Consider the following 22403-nt stretch of genomic DNA (forward strand, 5'->3'; position numbering starts at 1 on the left):
CTCCTCACGCCGCCGCGATCTGGCAGAGCGTGACCTTGCCTTCGTGCATGGCGGTCACGGGGTCATAGCCATAGGTGGTGATGGTGTTGACGGACTCGCCGAGCACGATCGGGTCCAGCCCCTTGGGGTAGTTGCCGCGCTGGTCGACACCCTGGAAGACGCCGCCGAAGTGGAAGGGCATGAAGGCGGCGCCCTTGCCGACGCGCTCGGTCACCAGCGCCTTGACCCTGGCCTTGGAATTGTTCTCCGGACCGGTCACCCAGACCATGGCGCCGTCCCTGATGCCGCGTGCGACCGCGTCCGCCGGGTTGATCTCGACGAACATGTCCTGCTGCAATTCGGCCAGCCACTTGTTCGAGCGCGTCTCCTCGCCGCCGCCCTCGTATTCGACGAGCCGGCCGGAGGTCAGCACGATCGGGAAGGACTTGGCGATGCCCTTCTCGACCGCCGCCTTCTGCACCGATGTGTGCAGGTTGGGGATGCGCAGCGTGCGCTCGTCCGGCCGGGCCGGCCACTTCGCCACGAGGTCGACGCGCGGCGAATAGATCGGCTCGCGATGGGTCGGCACCGGGTCGGGCAGGTTCCAGGCATTGGCCCTGGCCTTGCCGTTGCCATAGGGCACGCAGCCATGGTCCATCGCGACGCGCTGGATGCCGCCCGACAGGTCGATCGACCAGGAGACCGCGTCGATGTTGTTGCCGCCGATCCAGGAGATGGTGGCCAGTTCCGCCGGCGTCAGGTCCTTGTCCCAGCCGAGCTTCTTCAGCACGCCCATGGTGAACTCGGGATAGCCGTCCTTGATGTCCGAGTTGAGGGAGTAGGAGCCGCCCTCGGCGAGCAGGGTATCCTCGACCTTGCTGCCATCAGGCAGCGTGCGCTCGCGGGTCAGGCCGAAGCGCGGGCGGAAGGTGCCGCCGCCATCCTTCGCGGCGAGCGAGGTGTTGTAGAGGATGTGGGTGCCGGGGTGCTTGTATTCGGGCGTGCCCCAGCACGGCCAGGGCAGGCCGTAGAAGTCGTTCTCGACGGGCGAGCCCTTGGCGCCGCGCAGCGTCACGATGTCGAACTTGTCCTGGTTCGCCATGTGCAGCTTGAGGCGCTCGGGCGACTGGCCGGTATAGCCGGTCGACCAGCCGCCGCGGTTGATCTCCCTGAGGATCGACTCGGCCGTCGGCTCCAGCCCTATCTTGCCCTGGACCATCTCGTAGGGCCGGAACATCTCGGTGGCGAAGCCCAGCTTCTGCGAGAGCTTGTAGATGACCGCGTAGTCGCTGGCGGATTCGAAGATCGGCTCGACGACCTTTTCGCCCCATTGCACCGAGCGGTTGGAGCAGGTGCGCGAGCCCGAGGTCTCGAACTGGGTGCAGACCGGCAGGATATAGGTGCCGTTCTTGCGCCCGCCGAGCGAGACGAAATTGGTCGGGTGCGGATCGCAGACGACGAGCAATTCGAGCTTCTCGAGGCCCTTCACCGCATCGGGCATGCGCGGGATGGTGTTGCCGCCATGGCCCATGACGAACATGGCCTTGAGGTTGTCCTTCTGGTCGACCTGCTCGGCCGGCAGGTTCGCAGCGTCGAACCAGCGGGTCGAGGTGTGGCCCGAGGTCTCCATGTTCTGCTTGCGGGTACGGGCGGCGCGGCCGCCCTTGGCCGGCACCTCGTCGAAGCGCGAGACGAAGTAGTCGTAATCGACGCCCCAGACACGGGACCAATGGCGCCAGGCGCCTTCGACCAGGCCGTAATAGCAAGGCAGGTTCGAGATATCGAGGCCGAAATCGGTCGCGCCCTGGACGTTGCAGTGGCCGCGGAAGATGTTGGCGCCGGTACCGTTCGAGCCGACATTGCCGGTCGCCAACAGGAGGGTGCAGATGGCGCGGACGTTCGCCGTGCCGACAGAGTGCTGGGTCACGCCCATGCACCAGACGAAGGTCGCCGGCTTCACCGTCGCGAAGGTCTGGGCGACACGCTTCAGCTGTTCGCCCGGAATGCCGGTGATGTCCTCGACCGTCTTGGGATCGTATTTCGCGACCTCCTTGCGGACGTCGTCCATGCCGTGGACACGCGCGGCGATGAAGGCCTTGTCCTCCCAGCCGTTGTGGAAGATGTGCCACATCAGGCCCCAGATCACCGCAATGTCCGTGCCGGAGCGGAAGCGGACATAGTCGGTCGCGTGCGCCGCGGTGCGGGTCAGGCGTGGGTCGAAGACGATGACGTTGGCGCGCTGCTGCTCCTTGCCGGTCAGGATGTGCTGCATCGAGACCGGGTGCGCCTCGGCCGCGTTCGAGCCCATGAAGATCACGGTCTTCGAGTTGCGGATGTCGTTGTAGGAATTGGTCATGGCGCCGTAGCCCCAGACGTTCGCGACACCCGCGACCGTCGTCGAGTGGCAGATGCGCGCCTGGTGGTCGACGTTGTTGGTGCCCCAGAAGGCCGCGAACTTGCGGAACAGGTAAGAGCCTTCGTTGGAGAACTTGGCCGAGCCCAGCAGATAGACGGAATCGGCGCCCGACTTGGCGCGGATCTCCATCATCTTGTCGCCGATCTCGCTGACCGCCTGGTCCCAGGACAGGCGCTGCCACTGCCCGTCGACCAGCTTCATCGGGTATTTGATGCGCCGATCGCCATGGACGAGCTCGCGCACCGAGGCGCCCTTGGCGCAATGGCTGCCGCGGTTGATCGGGCTTTCCCAGGCGGGCTCCTGGCCGACCCAGACCCCATTGGCGACCTCGGCGCGGACGGTGCAGCCGACCGAGCAGTGCGTGCAAATGTTCTTGACGACCTTGGTCCCGGTCGCCGGGCCGTAATCGGCAGCTTCGGCCTTGCGGACGGAACCGATCTGCAGGGCGCCGGCAGCCGCGACGCCACCAGCGACGAGGCCGGAACGGCGCAGGAAGGAGCGGCGGTCCATCACGCCGGAGGCAAGGCCCCCGAGGGCGCTCTGCAGGCGGCCGCGCTGGACGTCGGCGGATTTGCGCTTGATCAGCATGACGCCGGCCTCCTCAATAACGGTTGACGCGGTAGAAGTCTTTGACGTGCTCGCTCTCGCGATAGCGCGCCTTCGTCTCCTCCTTGCCGGGATCGACGGCGGCGGCAGGCGTGACCGCGACGGGGGCGACGGCTGCGGTCGCGCCGGCGCCGAGCGCCTTGAAGAAGTTGCGGCGGTCGAGCCCCGCATCCTTGTTCTTTTGCGACATCGTCGTCTCCTCCGTGCCGTAAGTCATGCGGGCAGGCTCGCGGCCTGCGTCTCGATCGAAAGGTAGAGGCTGCCGACCCGGCCAACGGCGCGGTAGAAGCGCGCTGCCGGAGTGGTTTCGAGATCGGCGAAGAAGCGGTCGGCCCAGGGCCGGATATGGCGCGCGAAGAATGAGGCCTCGTCGACCCCCTCACCCGAGACCTCGCCGCGGATCAGCTTGGCCTGGATGTCCATCAGCACGGCGACATGGTCCTCGGGCTCGCCGACGCGCTCGGCGCGGGCGAGGCCGAGCTTGCCCATGTCCTCGCGCACCAGAGCGAGCGGGCGCTCATGCAGGAAGCCGGTGAGGTAATAGGAGGCGTAGGGCAGGAGCTCGCCACGGCCGACGCCGATGAAGAGCTGGAAGAACTCGTCGCGAACCTGTTCGGGGCTCGCCTCCGCGGCCGCCTCCGCCAGCGCCAGATGAGCCATGCCAAGCGGCGAGGCATCACCGCGCAGACCTTGCAGGGCAGTCAGGGTCTCAATCGTCGGGGCGCGCCAGAGCAGCGCGCCGATCAGTTCGAATTCGTCGGCGCGGGCGGCATCGATCTCGTCGATCTCGGCGGCAGCAGGCGAAACGATCGGTTCGTGCGGATAGAGGTCGGGCCTGAGTTCGCTGCGCGAAATCCCGGTGAGAGTCTCGACGGAGAGTACGCGATCGGCCGGGACGCGCTTCCAGCTGGAAATCGCCGGCTGCGAGACGCCGACCGCCCGCGCCAGCGCACGTACGCCGCCGGCCGCTCCGATCGCCCGCTCCAGAGCCTGGTCTCGCATAAACGAAGGCGTCTCCAATCCCGCACCGGCACGTTCGGACGTGCTGGTACACGCGGTGATAATGAGACCTTATCGCTCTAGATTGCAATTGTTCTCAACTGAAACTCAGAGCGGTGTCGCACCACCGCCGCGTCGCCTGGCCCGCTGCTGGGACGGCGGAATTTCGGGCGTTTTTTGCACTGCAACAGAATTGCCACCTGAAGAACCACCTGTTTCAGCAGCATTTTCAGCAGATTTTCGGGAAACACCCCCATCGCTCAGCCGCACCGGCTGGAGATCATCAGCCGTCGATGCCAAACCCTGCTGCGGCGCAGCAGAATCGGACCTGATCTCGTCATTAGACGAAGGTTGAACAACTGCGACGTCATTACGCACCGCTTCGCCTTGCTCGGCGGCGGGTTCCGGCGGCTTGCCGAAGATACTGGACAGCATCTCCTCGACATTATCCGACTCGCTGAGTGGCCCGTAGCCTGGCGCGCCACCCGGCGTATTCCAGTCGAGGGCGTAGTCGCGGGCCGGGTCGAGATAGCTGGAAATCATCGGATCGCTCTCCCAGGCGCGCCGCAGCGCCTTGAGCTTCCACTCCTCCGGCACGTTCTGCTTCAGCCAGTGCGCGAGGTCGAAATCCTTGTCGATCAGGTCGAGCGAGGGTGGCTCGACCATCTCGGGTTCAGGGGCAGGCGCGGCAGTTTCCGAAACAGGCTCGGTGGTGATCGGTGTCGGCTCGGCAGCCGGCGGAGCTGGTTGCTGAGCCTCTTTCTTGCGGCGTGCCCAGCGCCCCAGGAAGCCCTCCTCACGATCCTCGTCGTCGGGGCGCGACATCAGTCCTCTCCGCGCTCGATGCCCGGGCGCGGCCGCAATCCGCCCTTGCGCGGATCGTGCTCGGTGCGCTTGCGCTTGATGAACTCGCGCTCGACATGATGCGCCTCGAAGAAGGCTAGCACGGCCTCAGCAATCGCGGCCGGCATCGGCACGGCCTCGACGATGTCGTCGACATTCTCCAGGAAGACCTCGCCCTCGGAGGGGTCGGCAGTGACGCCGACCAGCTCCAGCGCCGGCTCGATCCCGGTCGGCCTGACGGCGACCCAGAGCCTAGCCTGGCCCGTCGCGAAATTCTCGCGAAAATGAGCGGTGTCGACCGAGTGCAGCGTCAGCACGGCCGAGCCGAGATAGAACTGCTCACGTTTGTCATCGCCGGCCAGCCGGCTCCAGGGCGCGAGCGGCGGCGGCTCGGGCAGCACCGCGATCGGCGCCCAGACGTGATCGGCCCAGGGCGAATCGAGCTTGCGCCGCTCGACCACGACACCGACCTCGTGATGCTGCTGCATGGCCTCGTCCTCAGTTCGCCATCTCGTGCACCGCGAGCGGCAGGCCGGCCACCAGGTTCTGCGGCTTCATCCGGACGATCCGGTCGCCGTCCATCGCCAGCATCAGATAGATAGGCGCTCCCTTGGCCGCTGGCAGCACCGGCACCTCCGGCGGCAGCGTCAGTCGATAGAGCGCGATCAGGCGCGAGGCCTTGTCTTCATCGAGCGTCTCGCCCTTCCAGAGCGCATTGCCGATCGCGGTTGCCTGCGCATCGAGGCCGACGAACCAGCGCCAATTGGCGTCGAGGACATTCTCGACGGCTTCGATCTCAACCGAAAAGCCATGAACCTGCCCGATCCAGTGCGCGATCGCCTTGCCAAGCGCGGCGCGACCGGAGGGCTTGCCGCCGAGATCGAGCACCATGTCGAAGGCGTCCGAACGCTGCCAGTAGCGATCAGCATCGGCCTTTTTGAGGATGTCGAGCGAAGTCACCGCAGGTCCGCCCAGCATGGCGAGCAGCGGCGAGGCGTGCCGGTCGGTCTCATGCCCCTCGATCATCTCGGCATCGGCGAGCAGGATCGTATTCTCGTGGAGGGTGGCCCGCTGCGGCCGGAACAGGCATTCGGCGGCGCGCACCACGAAGGGATCGCTCTCCTCGTCGAGCGCCGCGCGCAGGATGACGTGGACGAGTTGGTCGAGGAACACGGGCGGGATGCCCGTGACGCCGCCACGGATGATCCCGGCATAGGCGGCCTGTAAGGTCGGCGCCACCAGCAGCCGCTCGCGCCAGCCGAGCAGAAAGCGCCAGTTCTCGCGCGCATCGGCATCGGCGATGGCGGCGATCTCGCGCTCCGCGACCTCGGCCTGCGGCTCCGCCATCAGCCGGGCATGCAGCGCCCGCTCGGCCGCGCAGGCCTCCTCCGGCGGCAGCACTTCCGGCCGCGCCAGATAGGCCTTCAGGAAATCATCGGTGACGACGAGCCCGCCACCCTCCTCGCGGTCGAGCAGGAGATGGCCGGAGCTCGCCCAGAAATGGGTCATCGCGGCGCGCCCTTCATCAGCTGCATCAGGTCGACCTGCTCCTGCGGCTCGTCTTCGCCATCGGTCTCGACGAACTCGAAGGCGCGGAAAACATCCTTCGGCATGTCGCCGCGCGGCATCAAGGTCCGGAAGCGCTCGCGGATCTCGCCCTCCTCCAGCGTGCGGTGCAAAGCGAGCAGCGTCTGCGCCGGATGATCGCAGAGCGAGGCGGCAAACGCGATCTCTTCTTCGGCAGCAGCCCGCGCCGTATCGAGGTCGGGTGCGCCGAGCTTGTCGACGAGTTGCGTCGCAAGCTGGGCAACGGCTTCCTCGCGTTCCTCCACCGTCACGTCGGTGACGACCGCGAGCGTGCTCCAGCCGAAGCTGTCGATGCCGAGGAAGCCGGAGCGGAAGGCAACGCGCCCCTTGGTGTCGAGTTCGGAGACGCTCTCGGGCGTGAACAGGAAAGAGCCGCTGACGAGCCATTCGCCCGGCTCAGCCGCCTTGCGGAAGACGAAGCCATCCGACGGGTCGAGCCGGATGGCGCGCGGGAGCTTGAGGGCGCTCACAGCTTCGGCGCTCCGCTGTCGCGGTCGAGCCAGTCGACCTTCGCCAGCGCCTCGGTGAGGCTCCGGCGCTCGATGCCGAACTGCGAGGTCGCGATCAGATCACCGTTCGGCTCGATGCCGTGGCGCACGCCCACGACCTTCTCCAGTCGGTCGAGCCAGCGCCTCGCTGCCGCCTTGGCGCCCTCTTCCTGCCAATAGCTGACGCCGAGCATGAGATGGCGGCAGAAGGCCTCGATCAGATCGACGGCATCGACCTCCTCGAAGCCCTCCTCGGCCATGCCGACGCCGGTCTGGCCGAGCTCGAAGGGCGACATCGTCGTCGCCCGGACCATCGCGCCGAAGACGAGCCAGTCCGGTACCTGGTTCTCCGGACACTCCGCCGGCCAGCCGAGACGACCGCCGCCAATCAGGCCGAGATCATAGGTCAGCGCATCCGGCCAGCGGAACAGAAGCGGCCGCTTCGGCGGCGAATAGACGCTAAGCGCGTCGGCGAGCGCGTTCATGGCGAGGTAATGGGCGAGCCTGGCCTCGGCGAGGATGGCATCGGGCTCCAGCACCACCGCGAACTCGACGATGTCGAAACGTCGCACCCAGACCAGGGTCGCGGCGCCGGCCTCCCCCGCAATCGCCTGCGCATGGGCGAAGGCGTCGCCCGATTCGCGCAAGGTAACGAGCGAAAACCCCGGCGGCAGCACCGGCTCGCGCCTGAGATCGTCCTGCCTGATAGGCCCTGCCGCCATCGCCCACGCCTTACGTCTCATCCCAAGGGAGAGGCTTGCTTCTTTGGAGCCATTCCAATTCCATATAAGATGAGATTATCGCAAGCGCGACCAAAGACGCTGCCGCGATCATGAGGATGCCTGCCCGATGACCGATGTTGCCCGCACGCTGATGGTCTGCTCGTGCGAGGACACGATGCCGCTCGATGGCGCGGCGCTGCGGCGCGGCTGTAGCGGAGCTGAGATCAGCGAGCACCGCCACCTCTGCCGCAGCCAGGTAGAGCGCTTCCGCGCCATGCTCGGGCAGAGCGACGCAATCACCGTTGCCTGTACGCAGGAAGCACCACTCTTCGAAGAGATCGCCGCCGACCTCGACTATGCCGGCGATCTCCTCTTCACCAATATCCGCGAGGCGGCCGGCTGGTCGAACGAAGCCAAGGCCGCCGGCCCCAAGATGGCCGCCCTCCTCGCTGCCGCGAGCGAGCCTTTGCCGCCGGCCTCCTTCACCACGCTGACCAGCAAGGGCGTCGCGCTGATCTATGGCCGCGACGAGGTCGCGATCGCCCTGGCGCATCGCCTCGCCGAGCATCTCGACGTTACTGTGCTGCTGTCGCGCCCCGGCGAGATCGCGCCGCCGCGCACCGACGAATTCCCGGTGCTGAAAGGAACGATCGCGCAGGCGAACGGCTGGCTTGGCGCCTTCGAGCTCACCGTCAACGACTACGCCGCCCCTAGCCCCTCCTCGCGCGGCAAGCTCGTCTTCGAGGCGCCGCGCAATGGCGCGATCTCGCAATGCGACGTCGTGATCGACATCTCCGGCGGCACGCCGCTCTTCCCCGCTGGGGACCTCCGTGCCGGCTATCTGCGCGCCGATCCGCGCGATGCGGCCGCAGTCGAACGGCTTGCCTTCCAGGCAAGCGGGCTGGTCGGCGAGTTCGACAAGCCGGCCTATGTCGCCCTGAACGAGGGGCTTTGCGCCCATGCGCGCTCGCAGAAGACAGGCTGCACGCGCTGCCTCGAACTCTGCCCGACCGGCGCGATCACCCCGGCGGGCGATCATGTCGCGATCTCCGCCGAGATCTGCGCCGGCTGCGGCGCCTGCGCCGCCGTCTGCCCGACCGGCGCGGTGACCTATACGCTGCCGCCGGCCGATGCGCTGCTCCGCAAGCTGCGGACCCTGCTCGTCACCTATGCCGAGGCGGGCGGGCGCGAGCCGGTCGTGCTCCTGCATGACGGCGACCACGGCGAGCCCTTGATCGAAGCGCTTGCCCGCCACGGCGCCGGCCTGCCGGCACGCGTGCTTCCTTTACGCGTCAACGAGATCACGCAGATCGGGCTGGAGACCTTCGCGGCGGCACTCGCGTTCGGCGCCGCCGCCATCCGCGTGCTCGGCCGGGACAAGCCCAAGCACGACATATCCGGCCTCACGCGCAATCTCGACTACGCCAACGCGCTGGCCGGCGCGCTCGGTTATGGCGAGGCCCGCGCTACGCTGATTGAGACCGACGACCCCGATCAGCTGGCCGCCGCCCTCACGAGGGTCGCGCCCGGCACGAGTGCCGCGCAGCCCGCGCGCTTCCGGCCGATGGGCGCCGGGCGGCCGCTGCTGCGGCAGGTGATCGGCGAGATGCATGCCGTCGCGCCGGCGCCGGCCGCAGCGATCCCTATGCCGCCGCTCGCGCCCTTTGGCACGATCTATGTCGACACCGATGGCTGCACGCTCTGCCTGGCCTGCGTCTCGGCTTGCCCGGTCAGCGCGCTCGGCGACAATCCGGAACGCCCGACGCTCACCTTCCAGGAAGACCTCTGCGTGCAGTGCGGGCTCTGCGCCGCGACCTGCCCGGAGAAGGTGATCACACTGGAGCCGCGCATCGATTTCGACGCCTGGAAGGGCGGCCGCCGGATCGTCAAGCAGGAGGAGCCGTTCCACTGCATCGCCTGCGCCAAGCCCTTCGGCGTCCGCAGCACGATCGAGAAGATCGCGGCCAAGCTCGAGAACAAGCACTGGATGTTTGCCGGCGAAGGGGCCAAGCGCGCCTCGATCCTGCGCATGTGCGAGGATTGCCGGGTCGAGGCGGTGGTCAATGAGAGCTTCGACCCGCACCTCTCGCCGCAGCGTCCGCCGGTGCGCACCACCGACGACTATCTGCGCGAGCGAGCGGAACGGGGCGAGGATCCGCTGGGGTAGCGCTCGCCCGTCATGCTCGCCCTTGTGGCGAGCATCCACGTCTTGGACACCACGCTCGATCAGTGAAGCGAAGACGTGGATGGTCGGGACAAGCCCGACCATGACGGCAGGGCTCGCCTTTCAGCGCGTCACCTTCTCCAGCCAGTCGACCAGGGCCTGTCGGTCTTCGGCCGAGCCGATCGTCTGCTCCGGCATCTTGGTGCCGGGCGTGTAGGCGTTCGGGCCGATCTCGAACAGCTTCGCCACGCTGTCCTTGCTCCAGACGATGTCCATGCCCTTGAGCGCCTCGGAATAGGCGTAACCGGGCGCGGTTGCGATGCGGCGACCGAAGATGCCGTGCAGGGTCGGGCCGGCCCGATTGCCGTCCGCTGGCGTCAACGTGTGACAAGCCGCGCAGGCACGGAACACCTGGGCGCCCCGCTCCCCCTGGAAGGCGGCAAGCGCATCCTCGCCGGCACGCGGCACCACCGCCCCGACATGCTCGCCGGTGACGGCGTTCCAGCGCCGGACCAGCCGGTCGGCGCCGCCGGAAAGCAATTGCCTGCCGTCCGGCAGGAAGGCGAGCGACCAGACCGGCAGGCCCGGTCCGACCAGCGTGGCGCGGATAGTGCGCGTTCTGCGGTCGATCAGCGCGACCTGGCCACGCAAGCCGCCGGCAGCAATCGTCGCGCCATCGGGGGAGATGGCGAGCGCAATCAAGGGCGTCTCGCCGACCGCGATCTCGGCACGCTGGGCTCCATCTTGCCCGAACAGGCGAAGGCGGCCGTCGGCGGCGGCTACCGCGATCTCGCCATCGGGCGCGGCGACGACGCCGTTGAGCGGCGCCGGCGTCGTGACGATCAGCGGCGCGCCGCCATCGGCGGGCCAGAGCCGCAAGGTCGCGTCATAACCTGACGAGACGACCATGCCGCCCGGAGCGAAGGCGACGCCATTGACCGGCCCCTGATGGCCTTCGAGCACGCGCGCAGAACCATCGGCGAGCGCGGTAACCCGAACCGTCCCGTCCCAGGAGGCGGAAGCGAGATACTGCCCTTCCGGTGAGACCGCCAGCGCCGCGACCGGTCCCTTATGCCCGTCGATGACCTTGGCCGGCTCGGGCGCATCGCCGCGCCAGAGCGCGATCCTGCCATCCTCGCCGCCGGTGGCGAAGCCGACGCCGTTGACGGACACCGCTGCATTGACCGCCCCCTGATGGAAGCGCAGCACCTTGATCGCGCTGCCGCGGGAGAGATCCCAGAGGATCGCCGACTGGTCGAAGGAGCCGGTCAGGGCCACCGCCCCATCGGCCGAGACCGCGGCGGCACGCACCGGCCCGCCATGGCCGCGCAGTTCTTGGGCAGAGGCCGGAAACGCTGCAATGAAAAGCGCAAAAAGCGCCACGCGAGCCCTTCTCCCCTTGGGGGAGAAGGTGGCAGCGCGGAGCGCTGACGGATGAGGGCATGAAAGGCGTCGGCGCATGACTTCCCTCATCCGTCTGCTTCGCAGACACCTTCTTCCCCGAGGAGAGAAGGATAGGTGCTGTTGCTCCCACGCGAAATGCCATCATATGAAGCACAGCTTCGTTCGAATGGCCTCGCCCAAAACTCGCCCATGTCTTCCATTCCGCTCAACCTGCGCGGCCTGAAGTGCCCTCTTCCGGCCCTGCGCGTGCGCAAGGCGCTGAAAGGCGCAGCGCCCGGCGATCTGTTCCTGGTCGAATGCACCGATCCGATGGCGGCGATCGACATCCCGAACCTGATGCGCGAGACCGGCGACGCGATCGAACTCAGCAGCAGCGAGGGCGAGCTGCTGGTCTTCCACATCCGCAAGGCCGCGGCCTAGCGTCGCGCAAACACTGGAACCCAGATCGTGGCCCTTTCGCAAAACGACATCCTGCGCGCGCTCGAACTGGTGAAGCTGCCGGCGAGCGGGCAATCGCTGGCGGCCTCGGGCCGCATCGGCGACATCCTGATCGACGGCGGCAAGGTCATCTTCGCGATCGGCATCGACGCGACCGAAGCCAGCGCGATGGAGCCGGTGCGCAAGGCGGCCGAGAGCGCGGTCGGCGGTATTCCCGGCGTGACGCAGGTGCTGGTTGGCCTCACCGCCGACAAGGCGCCGGGGCGCCCGGCGCCGTCGCAGGCGGCGGAAGCGCGCCGGCAGGCGCATGGCCAGCCTGCGCCCGGCGGCCCGGTGCCGAAGGCGGCCGGCATTCCCGGCGTCAAGCAGATCATCGCAGTGGCGAGCGGCAAGGGCGGCGTCGGCAAGTCGACCACCACGGCAAACCTCGCCGTGGCCCTGGCGACGCTCGGTCTCAAGGTCGGTGTGCTCGACGCCGACATCTACGGCCCGTCCGTGCCGAAGATCTTCGGCATCACCGGCAAGCCGCGGCTGGTCTCGGGCCGCACGCTCGCACCGATGGAGGCCTATGGCCTCAAGATCATGTCGATCGGCTTCCTGATCGACGAGGAGACGCCGATGATCTGGCGCGGCCCGATGGTGATCTCGGCGATCACCCAGATGCTGCGCGAGGTCGCCTGGGGCGAGCTCGACGTGCTCGTCGTCGACATGCCGCCCGGCACCGGCGACGCCCAGCTCACCATGGCGCAGCAGACGCCGCTCGCCGGCGCGGTGATCGTCTCGACGCCGCAGGACCTGGCGCTGCTCGATGCCCGCCGCGGCGTCGCCATGTTCAGGAAGGTCGAGGTGCCGATCCTCGGCATCGTCGAGAACATGAGCTATTTCATCTGCCCGGAATGCGGCTACCGCTCCGACATCTTCGCTCATGGCGGCGCCCGGCATGAGGCGGAGCGGCAGGGCGTGCCCTTCCTCGGTGAGATCCCGCTCGCCATGCCGATCCGCGAGACTTCCGATGGCGGTCGCCCGATCGTGGCGAGCGACCCCGACAGCCCCCATGCCAAGGCCTATGTCGCCCTGGCGCGGCAGGTGAAAGCCGGCCTCGCCGGGCCGGCCAGGGCAGCGCCACGGATCGTGATCGAGTAAGGGTTTTTGGATCGCCGCATCGGATTTGCCCGAAAAGTGGTTCCCACTTTTCGGTCCGATGCTCTAGTTCCGCAGATCGAGCCCGCCGGAACGCTCAGCCTGCACTGCGAGCTGGTCGGGGGACACTCTCGCCGGCTCCGTCTGCCGTTCGATCAGCACCCAGATATGCCCGAACGGGTCGAATAGCGAAGCGACCCGTCTTCCCTCGACATCGGTCTGGACCCGATCACGCAGCGCGGCCCCGGCCACGATCGCCTGTGCGAAGCAGGCCTCGATGTCTGGCACCGTCAGCTGGACGATCGTGCTGACAGCGCCGGCCGCCTTGGGGGAGAACGGGCCGCCATAGGACGGCTCCTCCTCACGGCGCGGGTTGGAGCCGGCGACGGAGACCCGCATTCCACCCATCAGCATGTCGACCCCGGCGAGCTCGCCGTCCACCCTGTATGTCTTCAATTGCCGTGCTTCGAACGCCTCGCTGTAGAAGTCCGCAGCCTGCTGCTCGCGTCCATGCTGCACGAAAATCGTCAGGCCGACGCCGATACTCTGCTCCATCGCGAATCTCCTCATCCGTCGCCGCTGGCAAAAGGGCTGGCGAAGCCGGCGGAATCTTGATCGACCCGCGGCAAGCTCGGACACAGCCCATCACCGATACGCGATGACATCTGATTTTGTTCATGTTATGTTCTTTGACGCGGAATTCAGGGAGACCCGACGATGCCCGTCCTGCCAGTGCGCCATATCAGCATCGCGATCAACAGGCCGATCGAGGAGGTCTACGGCTTCCTCGCCGAGCCCATGAACTTCCCGAAATGGGCGGAGGGGCTCGGCGATGAGTTCAGCCATGTCGAGGGTATGACCTATCGCGCGAAGACGCCGATGGGGCCGATGCGCGTGATCTTCAGCGAGCCCAATCGCTACGGCATCCTCGACCATGCCGTCGTTCCTGATGCGGGCGCGACGATGCACAACCCGATGCGGGCGCTCGCGAATGGCAGCGGCAGCGAGGTGGTGTTCACGTTGCTCAGGCGCCCGGAGATGACGGACGACGCATTCGCACGCGATGCCGAATGGGTGGCGGCCGACCTCGCACGGCTGAAGAAACTGCTGGAGGGCTAGAGCCGCACGCTGCTGGTCGCGTAGGCGACGTCGACCGGACGCTGATAGGTCGCCAGCACCATGCTCGCGCCATAGGCGGCGATGGCGGCGAAGGCGACGGCGATGACAAAGGACTTCATGTGACTTCCCCCGGAGGCAGGCGAATAAGCTTCGCTTATCGGGTGAATCTAGGGGCGGCGCTGCGGCCGATCAAGCGTCACCGAGCGCGGCATGCAGCCGCTCGGCCTCGGCGAGATCGTCCGGCCGGTTAGCGTTGAAGAAGGGGTCGACCGGCGTCACCGGCCATTCGGCCGAAACAACGCCATGGCGCGCAGTCCAGCGGTCGATCTTGCGCTCATCCTCGACGGTGAGCGCATGGCGCAGTTCGTCGCGCAGCGCGACCGGCCAGAGCCCGATCACGGGGTGGGTCCAGCCGCCCGAAGCGGCGCAGGCGAGCGGGACATTCGCCGCCGCGCGCGCCGCATGCAGCCGCGCCACCAGATCGCGCGGGATGAAGGGTGTGTCGGCGGCGACGCTGACCAGCCATTGCGCACCCGGCCGGTTCGCGGCGAGCCAGTCGAGTCCGGCAAGGATGCCGGCGAGCGGCCCGGCGAAATCCGGCACGCTGTCGGCGACGACCGGCAGGCCGTAATCGGCAAAGCGGGCGGGATCGCCATTGGCGTTGAGCAGCAGCCCGTCGAATTGGGGGCTGAGCCGCTCGATCACATGGGCGAGGATGGTGCGGCCAGCGATGGTGCGCAGCGGCTTGTCGCCGCCGCCCATGCGGCGGGCAAGCCCGCCGGCGAGCAGGAGGCCGAAGGTGGGAGGCGTGGTCATGCTGCGGCTAGTGATCGCAGACGCCGCATTTCGCGCGCGACCGCGGCGGCGTTTGAGACGGCAATGAAGCCCTCCTGAGTCCGGCTCGGGCCATCGCTTGAATCAACGATATGCTCATAGAAGATCACGTCGCCGCGCTCATCCGATTCGTAGGCCAGTTCGACAAACTTCACCGCGGGCCAATCCAGACTGAATACCGTCGACGGGCGCTCGATGACGGCACGTCTGTCGGTCACGAGATAGGTCACGCGCTTTGCTTCCTCATAACGCTCGCGGATACACGAAACCGACATCCACACCCCAAACACTGCGAAGCCCCCGGAAAGCATGCCCCCTACCAGAGCCGCGAAGACAGAATCGAGCTTGAGCATTGCATGTAGCGCGATCCCGCCTGTCACGACGCAGACCGCGCCAACGACAACTGCGCCCCAAGTCCGCCGGAACGCATATTTCCATAGGTCGGGTCGCCCCCACCAGATCGCAGTCTCGCCGGCATCAAGCAGATGAACCGGACACCAGGGCATGGTTTCGTCCGGCTTCAGCCCGCTCACTCATCGCCCCCTGCCCCCTTGCGGCGATGCTTGCCGCCCTCTTCCTCGACACTGTCCGGGTCCTGGTCAAAGACGATGCGGTCCTCGCCGGCGAGCGCCAGGAAGCGCTTGCCGCGGGCGCGGCCGATCAGGGTCAGGCCGGCCTTGCGGGCGAGTTCGACGCCCCATTCAGTGAAGCCGGAGCGCGAGACCAGGATCGGGATGCCCATGCGAACGGTCTTGATCACCATCTCCGAGGTCAGCCGGCCGGTGGTGTAGAAGATCATCTTGCCGGGATCGACATCGTGCCGGAAGAGCCAGCCGGCGACCTTGTCGACGGCGTTGTGGCGGCCGACATCCTCCATGTAGACCAAGGGCTTGTCGCGTTCGCAGAGCACGCAGCCATGGATCGCGCCGGCCTCGAGATAGAGCGAAGGCGTGGTGTTGATCTTGCGGGTCAGCCCATAGAGCCAGCTGGTGCGCAGCTCGGCCTTGGGCAGAACGATCTCGTCGATCGCCTCCATCAGGTCGCCGAAGGCAGTGCCCTGCGCACAGCCGGAGGTCAGCGTCTTCTTCTTCAGCTTCTGCTCGAAATCGGTGCGCTCCGGCGTGCGCACGACGACGACCTCGAGCTCCTCGTCATAGTCGACCGCCTCGACCGGGTCGCCACGCCTGAGCATGTTCTGGTTCAGCAGATAGCCGAGCGCCAGATACTCGGGATGGTCGCCGATCGTCATCATCGTGACGATCTCCTGGCTGTTCAGGTAGAGGGTCAACGCCCGTTCGGTGACGACGCGGGTCTCGACGCGGGCGCCGCTATGGTCGATTCCGGCGACCGTCGCGCCAAGGCGAGCAGCGGCCGGATCGGGCCGGATCAGGTAGTCGTCGAGGAAGTCGCTGCCAACAGGCACGGGGTAGCTCCTTGCGAGCCTTCAGGCCGGCTGGCGCAGCGCCGCCATCGCCCAGCCCGTCACCGCGGCAGATTCTGGCGGCAGGCGCTGCCAGTCCTCGCCTGCGAATTCCGACCAGGCGGCGAGCATGTCGTCGCGAACCGCCGTCAGCAGCGGCAGGCCAGCGATGACGCCAGCGGCGATCTCGGCGCGCAGGCCCTGGCCGAGCACCTCCTGCTTGCCGAATTTGTTGACGATGACGAGGTCGACCGGCCCCGACAGCGCACCCGAGACGGCGGCACCGGCAGCGGCGAGCCCGGCCGCGTCGAGCCGGCAGCCGGCCGAGCCCGCGCCGCGATCCTCACTGATCGGAAAGAGCTGGCCCGAGGCGAGATCCTCGAGTGACATGCTGGCACAACCGCTTACGCAGTCACCGTTGTTGTGCTGGACGACGCCGCCGAGCCGGACGGCCTCGCGCCTCAGGACATCGGCGACCTCCGCCATCAGCTCATCGATGGGGAAGCCCGAGGAATAAACGATCGCGGCAAGCGGAGCAGTCATCGCCCTTTCATCCCACGGAACGGCTCTGGCGACCAGTGAACTTTAGGTGTTCCAAACTGCGTGAGATGCTTTGCCAGTGTTGCAGCGCACCTACAGTCGAAGCCTGAGGCAGGCGCTAGGGTAGCGTGGGCTGTTCCCGGCATCCTGGCCGGGCGCGGCTCGCCGAGTACCCGCTTGCCCATGATCCGCCAGAACGCCCAGACGCCTCTCGATCCCGCGACCGACGCTGCGTTGCTCCTGCGCCGCATCGGCTTTGCGACGCTGGCGCTCGCCTTGCCGCTGGCCTCGCTTGTGTCGCGCCGCGCCGCCGTCGTGCTGGTGCCGATCGGCGTCATCCTGCTGGCGATCGCTGCGCTGATCGAAGCGCCGCGCTGGTTCGCCAGCAATGTCAAAGCTTCGATCTTCAGCCGCGCCGGGCTGACCCTCTGGGCGCTGGTCGGCTGGGCCGTGCTCTCGCTGGTCTGGAGCCCCTATACCGGCTCGGCCACCGAGAAGGCGGCCAATCTCTTCCTCGCCGTGGCGCTGGGCTTTGCCGGCGCGGCGGCGCTGCCCGAGCGCATGCGGGCCTCGAATCTCAACCTCGCAGCACTTGGTGCAGGCACCGCCGCGATCTTTGCGCTCGGCCTGCTCCTGACCGAGGCGCTGAGCCCGATCGACTCGCGCGCCGCCAACGCTGCCGGAAGCGTCGAGCGCGGCGTCAGCGTCGTCCTGATCATGGCCTGGCCGGCGCTCGCCTGGCTGCTCTCGCGCGAGCGCGGCCTGACCGCGCTGGGCTTGGCGCTGGTCGTCGGCCTGCTCGCGCTCTCGCGCATCGAGGATGGCGAGGCGATGGCGATGCTGTGCGGCGCGATCGCCTTCGGCGCGGTCAGCGCCAACCGCATCGTCGGCGCCAGGCTGATGGGCGGCATCATGGCCGGACTGATGCTGCTTGCGCCGCTCCTACCCTTCCTGCTGCTGCCCTTCTTCCGACTCTCGCCCGCCGTGTTCAGCACGGTCGGCATCGGCCTCGACATCTGGGCCGACATCATCTCGAGCCGGCCCGTGCAGCTCATCACCGGCCACGGGCTCGACACGGTGCTGCGCGGCCGCACCACCGGGGCGCTGCCAATCGAGGTGCCGACCACCATCCTGTTCGAGACCTGGTACGAGCTCGGCCTGGTCGGCGCCGCGACGAGCGCGCTCTGCCTCTATTTCGCGGTCAGCGCGGCCGGCCGCATGCCCGGCGCACTCGCCGCCGGCGTCGTCGCAGCCTATGTCACCGCCTTCGCGCTGGCGGCACTCGGCTTCGCCTCGTTCCAGACCTGGTGGCTGATGACGCTGACTGCGGTCGCGCTTCTGTTCACCGCGATCGCACGCGGACAGTACCGCACCGAGCGACCGGTGGCGCCGCTGAGCCGCCGTCCAAAGGCGCCGAGCGTGCCGGCTGGAGAGTAGGCAAGCACCTCGTCATTCCGGGACAGGCCTACAGGCCTGGGCCCGGAACCCATGAACACGACGCTTTTCCAATTCGTCATGCTCGCCCTTGTGGCGAGCATCCACGTCTTGAACACTGCCTTCGACCAGCAAAGACGTGGATGGTCGGCACAAGGCCGACCATGACGAAAATGGCGGTGTTCATGGGTTCCGGGCTCGCCGCTGCGCGGCGCCCCGGAAAGACGGCGTGTTCCGAGTGTTTACGCCGCCACCCGCCCCGCATTCACCGCATGGCAGGCGACGCCGTCGATCACCGGTGGGTTCTCGACGCGGCAACGATCGAAGACCAGCGGGCAGCGCGGGTGAAAGGTGCAGCCCGAGGGCGGGTTGATCGGGTTCGGGATCTCGCCCTTCACGCCCTCGTGCGCCTTGCCGATCATGGCGAGGTCGGGCACCGCATCGAGCAGCATGCGAGTGTAGGGGTGACGGGGCGCGGCGAAGAGCTGCTTGCCGTCGGAGACTTCGACGAGGCGGCCGAGGTACATCACGCCGATGCGCGTCGCCATATGCCGGACGACCGCAAGATTGTGGCTGATGAACAGGTAGGTCAGCCCGAACTTCTCCTGCAGGTCGCGCATCAGATTGAGGATCTGCGCCTGCACGGAGACGTCGAGCGCCGAGGTCGGCTCGTCGCAGACGATGAACTCGGCGTTGGAGGCGAGCGCGCGGGCGATCGCGATGCGCTGGCGCTGGCCGCCGGAGAACTCGTGCGGGAACTTCTTGCCGTCGTCGGGATGCAGGCCGACCAGCGAGAGCAGCTCGCCGACGCGCGCCTCGATCGCGGCATCGCCCTGGATGATGCCGAAGGCGCGGATCGGCTCGGCGATGATCCGCCCGACGCGCCAGCGCGGATTGAGCGAGGCGTAAGGGTCCTGGAAGATCATCTGGATACGCTTGCGCAGGCGCTGTCGCTCGGCGGAAGCGGCTTGATCAGACATCGAGACGCCGTCGATCGAAACCGTGCCCCCGGAGGGATGCAGCAGGCCGACCACCATGCGCGCCACGGTCGACTTGCCCGAGCCGGACTCGCCGACGAGCGCGAAGGTCTCGCCCTTGCGGATGTCGAAGGAGACGCCATCGACGGCCTTGAGATACTGCTTGGGCGCATTCTCCAGCACCCGGTTGAGCCAGGGCCTGGAGACGTCGAAGACGCGCTTGAGGTCGCGGACCTGGACGAAGGTTTTTTCGCTCACGCTGCGATCTCCGTCTTGCCGGCCGGCGCCTTGGCCTGGTCGTAGAGATGGCAAGCGACCTGGTGGCCGCCGACATCGATGAGCTCCGGCCGGTCGATGCGGCAGCGGTCGAACACCTTGGCGCAGCGCGGATTGAAGGCGCAGCCCCTCGGGATGCTGGAGAGCCTGGGCATCGAGCCAGGAATCTGCACGAGTCGCTCGGCATCGCCCGTGATCGACGGGATCGCGCCCATCAACCCTTGCGTATAGGGGTGGAGCGGCTGCTTGATCACCTCGCGCACCGGGCCGATCTCGGCGACGCGCCCGGCATACATCACCGCAACGCGGTCGGCCGTCTCGGCGATCACGCCCATATCGTGGGTGACCAGCATCACCGAGGTGCCGCGTTCCTTGCAGAGCCGCTTGATCAGGCTGATGATCTGCGCCTGCACGGAGACGTCGAGCGCCGTCGTCGGCTCGTCGGCGATGATGAACTCCGGCTCGGCGCAGAGTGCGAGCGCGATGACGACGCGCTGGCGCATGCCGCCGGAGAATTCGTGCGGATAGCCGTCGATGCGCCGTTCGGGCGCGGGTATGCCGACCTCGTCGAGCAAAGCGATGGCGCGCCTGCGGGCGTCCGCCGCATTGAGATCGGTATGGGTCTGGATCGTCTCGATCAGCTGCTCGCCGACCCGGTAGAGCGGGTTGAGGCTGGTCAGCGGGTCCTGGAAGATCATGCCGATGCGCTTGCCGCGGACACGGCGCATCTGCTCGGGCGGCAGATGGTCGACGCGCTCACCGGAGAGCACGACCTTGCCGCCGGCAATGCGGCCAGGCGGGTCGATCAGGCCGATGATGGCCGAGCCGGTGACCGATTTGCCCGCGCCGGATTCACCGACGACGCCGAGCACTTCGCCGCGGGCAACGTCGAAGGAGACCTTGTCGAGCGCTCGCAGCGTGCCACGCCGCGTGACGAACTCGACGGTGAGTTCCTGAACGGAAAGGACGGGCTGGGTCATCGCTGCTCCAGGAAAGCGAATGAAGGCGGGAGGCGTTTCATCGTCATCTCAACTTCGGATTGAGCGCATCGCGCAGCCAGTCACCGAATAGGTTGATCGACAAGGCGAACAGGATCAGCACGAGCGAGGGGAAAAGCAGGATCCACCACTCGCCGGAGAACAGGTATTGCTGGCCGAAGCGGATCAGCGTGCCGAGCGAAGGCTGGGTCGGCGGCATGCCGACGCCGAGGAAGGAGAGCGTCGCCTCCTCGATCACCGCCAGCGCGAGGTTGATCGTGGCGATGACGAGGACGGGACCGGCGACATTGGGAAGGACGTGCTTCAGCATCACCGGCCAGGCCTTGAGGCCAATCAGGCGGGCGGCATCGACATAGACCTTGTTCTTCTCAACCAGGGTCGAGCCGCGCACGGTGCGGGCATATTGCGCCCAGTTCGACAGGCCGATAGCGATGACGAGGACGAGCAGCGTCATCTGCTCCTGTGCCGCTGGCGGGATCAAACCGCGCGCCACGCCGAAGACCAGCAGCGCCACCAGGATCGCCGGGAAGGAGAGCTGGATGTCGGCGACGCGCATGATCAGCGCCTCGGTGCGGCCGCCGACATAGCCGGCGACGAGCCCCAGGCCGACGCCGAGCACCAACGAGAACAGCACCGAGGCCGCGCCGACGATCAGCGAGACGCGCGAGCCGTAGAGGATCGCCGAGAAGATGTCGCGGCCCTGCCCGTCCGACCCCAGCCAGAAGACCTTTCCAGTGATCTCGTTGGGCTGCATCGGCCGCGAGAAGCCGTCGGAGAGATCGAGCGAGGACGGGTCGAACGGGTCATAGGGCGCGATCAGCGGCGCGAAGACCGCGGCCAGCACAAGCAGCAGCGCCATGATGCTCGCCACCACCGTGATCGGCGAGGAACGGAAGGAATAGATGAGATCGGAATCCCAGAACCGGGCGAAGCGGCCGGGCTGTTTCGGGGTGGGAAGCGGAGCTGTCGTCATCACCGCCTCACTTCGCCGGAACCAGCGTGCCACCGCGCAGGCGCGGATCGAGCGCGACATAGACGATGTCGACCAGGAGCGAGGTCAGCACGAAGACGAAGGCGACGAAGAGCAGATAGGCCGACATCACTGGCACATCGACGAACTGCACAGCGTTGACGAAGAGCGCGCCGAGCCCCGGCCATTGGAACACCGTCTCGGTGACGATGGCGAAGGCGATGACGCCGCCGAGCTGGACGCCGGCGATGGTGATCACCGGGATCATGGTGTTGCGCAAGGCATGGCGGAACTCGATCCTGCGCTCGGGAATGCCGCGCGCCCTGGCGAAGCGGATGAAATCGGCGCGCATCACCTCGAGCATCTCGGAGCGGACGAGGCGCATCACCAAGGTGAGCTGCAGGAAGCCAAGCGTCAGCACCGGCATGACCAGCGACTTCAGCCCGCTCACGGTCAGGAGCCCGGTCGACCACCAGCCGATCTGGACGGTGTCGCCGCGCCCGAAGGACGGCAGCCAGCGCAATTCGACGGCGAAGATGTAGATCAGCCCGATGCCGATCAGGAAGGTCGGCAGGGAGACGCCGATCAGGGAAACCGACATGACGACATTGGCGATCCAGCCGTCGCGGCGGATCGCGGCGTAGACACCGAAGACGATGCCGGTGACGAAGGCGAAGATCGCCGAAAGCACGGCCAGCTCCACCGTCGCTGGCAGGCGCTCGAGGATCAGCGAGGAAACCTTGCGGCCCTGGCGATAGGAGATGCCGAAATCGCCCCGCACCGCATCGGCGACGAAGCGCGCGAACTGCAGCGGCACGGGATCGTTGAGGCCGAGCCGCTCAGTCAGCTCGGCGCGGTCCTGCAGCGTCGCTTCCTGGCCGAGCATGTTGACCACCGGATCGCCGACGAAACGGAACATCGAGAAGGCGATGAAGGCGACGGCGAGCATCACCACCAGCCCCTGCATCAGCGAGCGCAGGATATAGGCGAGCATCGCGTCTAAAACCCCTTACGAACGATAAAGTCGCGGGGCCGTCTGGCGCGGCCCC

Annotated in this window: 24 protein-coding genes; 5 read left to right on the forward strand and 19 right to left on the reverse strand. The window is 67.3% G+C overall.

Translation table 11 applies throughout. The annotated features are described in order from the left end of the window. Positions 1-4: 4 nt before the first annotated feature. From BLM15_RS15350 to BLM15_RS15385, 8 genes are all read right to left on the reverse strand, one after another. Entirely contained in the window at positions 5-2983 is a 2979-nt protein-coding gene (locus BLM15_RS15350; RefSeq protein ID WP_126113573.1) for a formate dehydrogenase subunit alpha, read from the reverse strand. Positions 2984-2996: 13 nt separating this feature from the next. Next, on the reverse strand, positions 2997-3191 hold the full coding sequence (locus tag BLM15_RS15355; protein ID WP_126113574.1) for a formate dehydrogenase: 195 nt from the start codon (positions 3189-3191) through the stop codon (positions 2997-2999). 23 nt (positions 3192-3214) lie between these two features. Beyond that, positions 3215-4003, reverse strand: coding sequence for a Cro/CI family transcriptional regulator (locus BLM15_RS15360; RefSeq protein WP_126113575.1), 789 nt, complete (start codon positions 4001-4003; stop codon positions 3215-3217). 105 nt (positions 4004-4108) lie between these two features. Beyond that, positions 4109-4825 (reverse strand): DUF3306 domain-containing protein, encoded by a 717-nt coding sequence (locus BLM15_RS15365; RefSeq protein ID WP_126113576.1) that lies wholly within the window; start codon positions 4823-4825, stop codon positions 4109-4111. Next, the gene (locus BLM15_RS15370) at positions 4825-5331 is read right to left on the reverse strand and encodes a DUF3305 domain-containing protein (RefSeq protein WP_126113577.1); all 507 of its coding nucleotides are present in this window, start codon (positions 5329-5331) and stop codon (positions 4825-4827) included. Before BLM15_RS15370 ends, BLM15_RS15365 begins: the two co-directional genes overlap by 1 nt. A gap of 10 nt (positions 5332-5341) precedes the next feature. Then, positions 5342-6352: a DUF6352 family protein gene (locus BLM15_RS15375; protein WP_126113578.1), complete on the reverse strand. Its 1011-nt coding sequence runs from the start codon at positions 6350-6352 to the stop codon at positions 5342-5344. Beyond that, the gene (locus tag BLM15_RS15380; RefSeq protein ID WP_126113579.1) at positions 6349-6900 is read right to left on the reverse strand and encodes a DUF6505 family protein; all 552 of its coding nucleotides are present in this window, start codon (positions 6898-6900) and stop codon (positions 6349-6351) included. The genes BLM15_RS15375 and BLM15_RS15380 overlap by 4 nt, the downstream gene beginning before the upstream one ends. Further along, positions 6897-7640 carry a biotin/lipoate--protein ligase family protein gene (locus BLM15_RS15385; protein ID WP_126113580.1) on the reverse strand — a complete coding sequence of 248 codons (744 nt, stop codon included), beginning with the start codon at positions 7638-7640 and terminating at the stop codon, positions 6897-6899. Before BLM15_RS15385 ends, BLM15_RS15380 begins: the two co-directional genes overlap by 4 nt. A gap of 127 nt (positions 7641-7767) precedes the next feature. Between BLM15_RS15385 and BLM15_RS15390 the strand changes: the two genes are divergently transcribed. After that, positions 7768-9807, forward strand: coding sequence for a 4Fe-4S binding protein (locus BLM15_RS15390; protein WP_126113581.1), 2040 nt, complete (start codon positions 7768-7770; stop codon positions 9805-9807). A 120-nt stretch (positions 9808-9927) separates the two neighbouring features. Here the strand turns inward: BLM15_RS15390 and BLM15_RS15395 are convergent, their stop codons facing one another. Continuing rightward, a complete protein-coding gene (locus BLM15_RS15395) occupies positions 9928-11187 on the reverse strand; it encodes a c-type cytochrome (RefSeq protein WP_236846315.1) in 1260 nt (419 codons plus the stop codon). Positions 11188-11397: 210 nt separating this feature from the next. Between BLM15_RS15395 and BLM15_RS15400 the strand changes: the two genes are divergently transcribed. Next, positions 11398-11628, forward strand: coding sequence for a sulfurtransferase TusA family protein (locus BLM15_RS15400; RefSeq protein WP_164547525.1), 231 nt, complete (start codon positions 11398-11400; stop codon positions 11626-11628). Between the two features lie 27 nt (positions 11629-11655). After that, complete coding sequence (locus BLM15_RS15405) at positions 11656-12789, forward strand: Mrp/NBP35 family ATP-binding protein (protein WP_126113583.1); 1134 nt, start codon at positions 11656-11658, stop codon at positions 12787-12789. A 63-nt stretch (positions 12790-12852) separates the two neighbouring features. On the opposite strand, the gene BLM15_RS15410 is transcribed toward BLM15_RS15405, so the two are convergent. Beyond that, positions 12853-13341 carry a VOC family protein gene (locus tag BLM15_RS15410; RefSeq protein WP_126113584.1) on the reverse strand — a complete coding sequence of 163 codons (489 nt, stop codon included), beginning with the start codon at positions 13339-13341 and terminating at the stop codon, positions 12853-12855. Between the two features lie 162 nt (positions 13342-13503). On the opposite strand from BLM15_RS15410, the gene BLM15_RS15415 reads away from it, so the two are divergent. Then, entirely contained in the window at positions 13504-13905 is a 402-nt protein-coding gene (locus tag BLM15_RS15415; protein WP_206438520.1) for an SRPBCC family protein, read from the forward strand. Here the strand turns inward: BLM15_RS15415 and BLM15_RS32155 are convergent. The 5 genes from BLM15_RS32155 to BLM15_RS15435 all read right to left on the reverse strand — a co-directional run bounded on the left by BLM15_RS32155 (position 13902) and on the right by BLM15_RS15435 (position 16702). Further along, entirely contained in the window at positions 13902-14024 is a 123-nt protein-coding gene (locus tag BLM15_RS32155) for a hypothetical protein (protein WP_257791802.1), read from the reverse strand. The genes BLM15_RS15415 and BLM15_RS32155 overlap by 4 nt on opposite strands. Positions 14025-14094: 70 nt before the next feature. Further along, positions 14095-14721, reverse strand: a complete 627-nt coding sequence (gene mobA, locus BLM15_RS15420) for a molybdenum cofactor guanylyltransferase MobA (protein ID WP_126113585.1) — start codon at positions 14719-14721, stop codon at positions 14095-14097. Next, positions 14718-15272, reverse strand: a complete 555-nt coding sequence (locus tag BLM15_RS15425) for a hypothetical protein (RefSeq protein ID WP_126113586.1) — start codon at positions 15270-15272, stop codon at positions 14718-14720. The genes mobA and BLM15_RS15425 overlap by 4 nt, the downstream gene beginning before the upstream one ends. Continuing rightward, a complete protein-coding gene (locus tag BLM15_RS15430; protein WP_126113587.1) occupies positions 15269-16162 on the reverse strand; it encodes a formate dehydrogenase accessory sulfurtransferase FdhD in 894 nt (297 codons plus the stop codon). The genes BLM15_RS15425 and BLM15_RS15430 overlap by 4 nt, the downstream gene beginning before the upstream one ends. Positions 16163-16183: 21 nt before the next feature. Beyond that, positions 16184-16702, reverse strand: coding sequence for a DUF2478 domain-containing protein (locus BLM15_RS15435; RefSeq protein ID WP_126113588.1), 519 nt, complete (start codon positions 16700-16702; stop codon positions 16184-16186). Between the two features lie 174 nt (positions 16703-16876). On the opposite strand from BLM15_RS15435, the gene BLM15_RS15440 reads away from it, so the two are divergent. Continuing rightward, entirely contained in the window at positions 16877-18136 is a 1260-nt protein-coding gene (locus BLM15_RS15440; RefSeq protein WP_126113589.1) for a peptide ABC transporter permease, read from the forward strand. 239 nt (positions 18137-18375) lie between these two features. On the opposite strand, the gene BLM15_RS15445 is transcribed toward BLM15_RS15440, so the two are convergent. The 4 genes from BLM15_RS15445 to BLM15_RS15460 are packed head-to-tail and all read right to left on the reverse strand — an operon-like array spanning position 18376 to position 22348. Beyond that, a complete protein-coding gene (locus tag BLM15_RS15445) occupies positions 18376-19368 on the reverse strand; it encodes an ABC transporter ATP-binding protein (protein WP_126113590.1) in 993 nt (330 codons plus the stop codon). Next, positions 19365-20366: an ABC transporter ATP-binding protein gene (locus tag BLM15_RS15450; protein WP_126113591.1), complete on the reverse strand. Its 1002-nt coding sequence runs from the start codon at positions 20364-20366 to the stop codon at positions 19365-19367. Before BLM15_RS15450 ends, BLM15_RS15445 begins: the two co-directional genes overlap by 4 nt. 43 nt (positions 20367-20409) lie before the next feature. Beyond that, positions 20410-21357 carry an ABC transporter permease gene (locus BLM15_RS15455; RefSeq protein ID WP_126113592.1) on the reverse strand — a complete coding sequence of 316 codons (948 nt, stop codon included), beginning with the start codon at positions 21355-21357 and terminating at the stop codon, positions 20410-20412. Between the two features lie 7 nt (positions 21358-21364). After that, positions 21365-22348 (reverse strand): ABC transporter permease, encoded by a 984-nt coding sequence (locus BLM15_RS15460; RefSeq protein WP_126113593.1) that lies wholly within the window; start codon positions 22346-22348, stop codon positions 21365-21367. Positions 22349-22403: the final 55 nt, after the last annotated feature.

This window comes from Bosea sp. Tri-49 (genome assembly GCF_003952665.1).
Classification (GTDB): domain Bacteria; phylum Pseudomonadota; class Alphaproteobacteria; order Rhizobiales; family Beijerinckiaceae; genus Allobosea.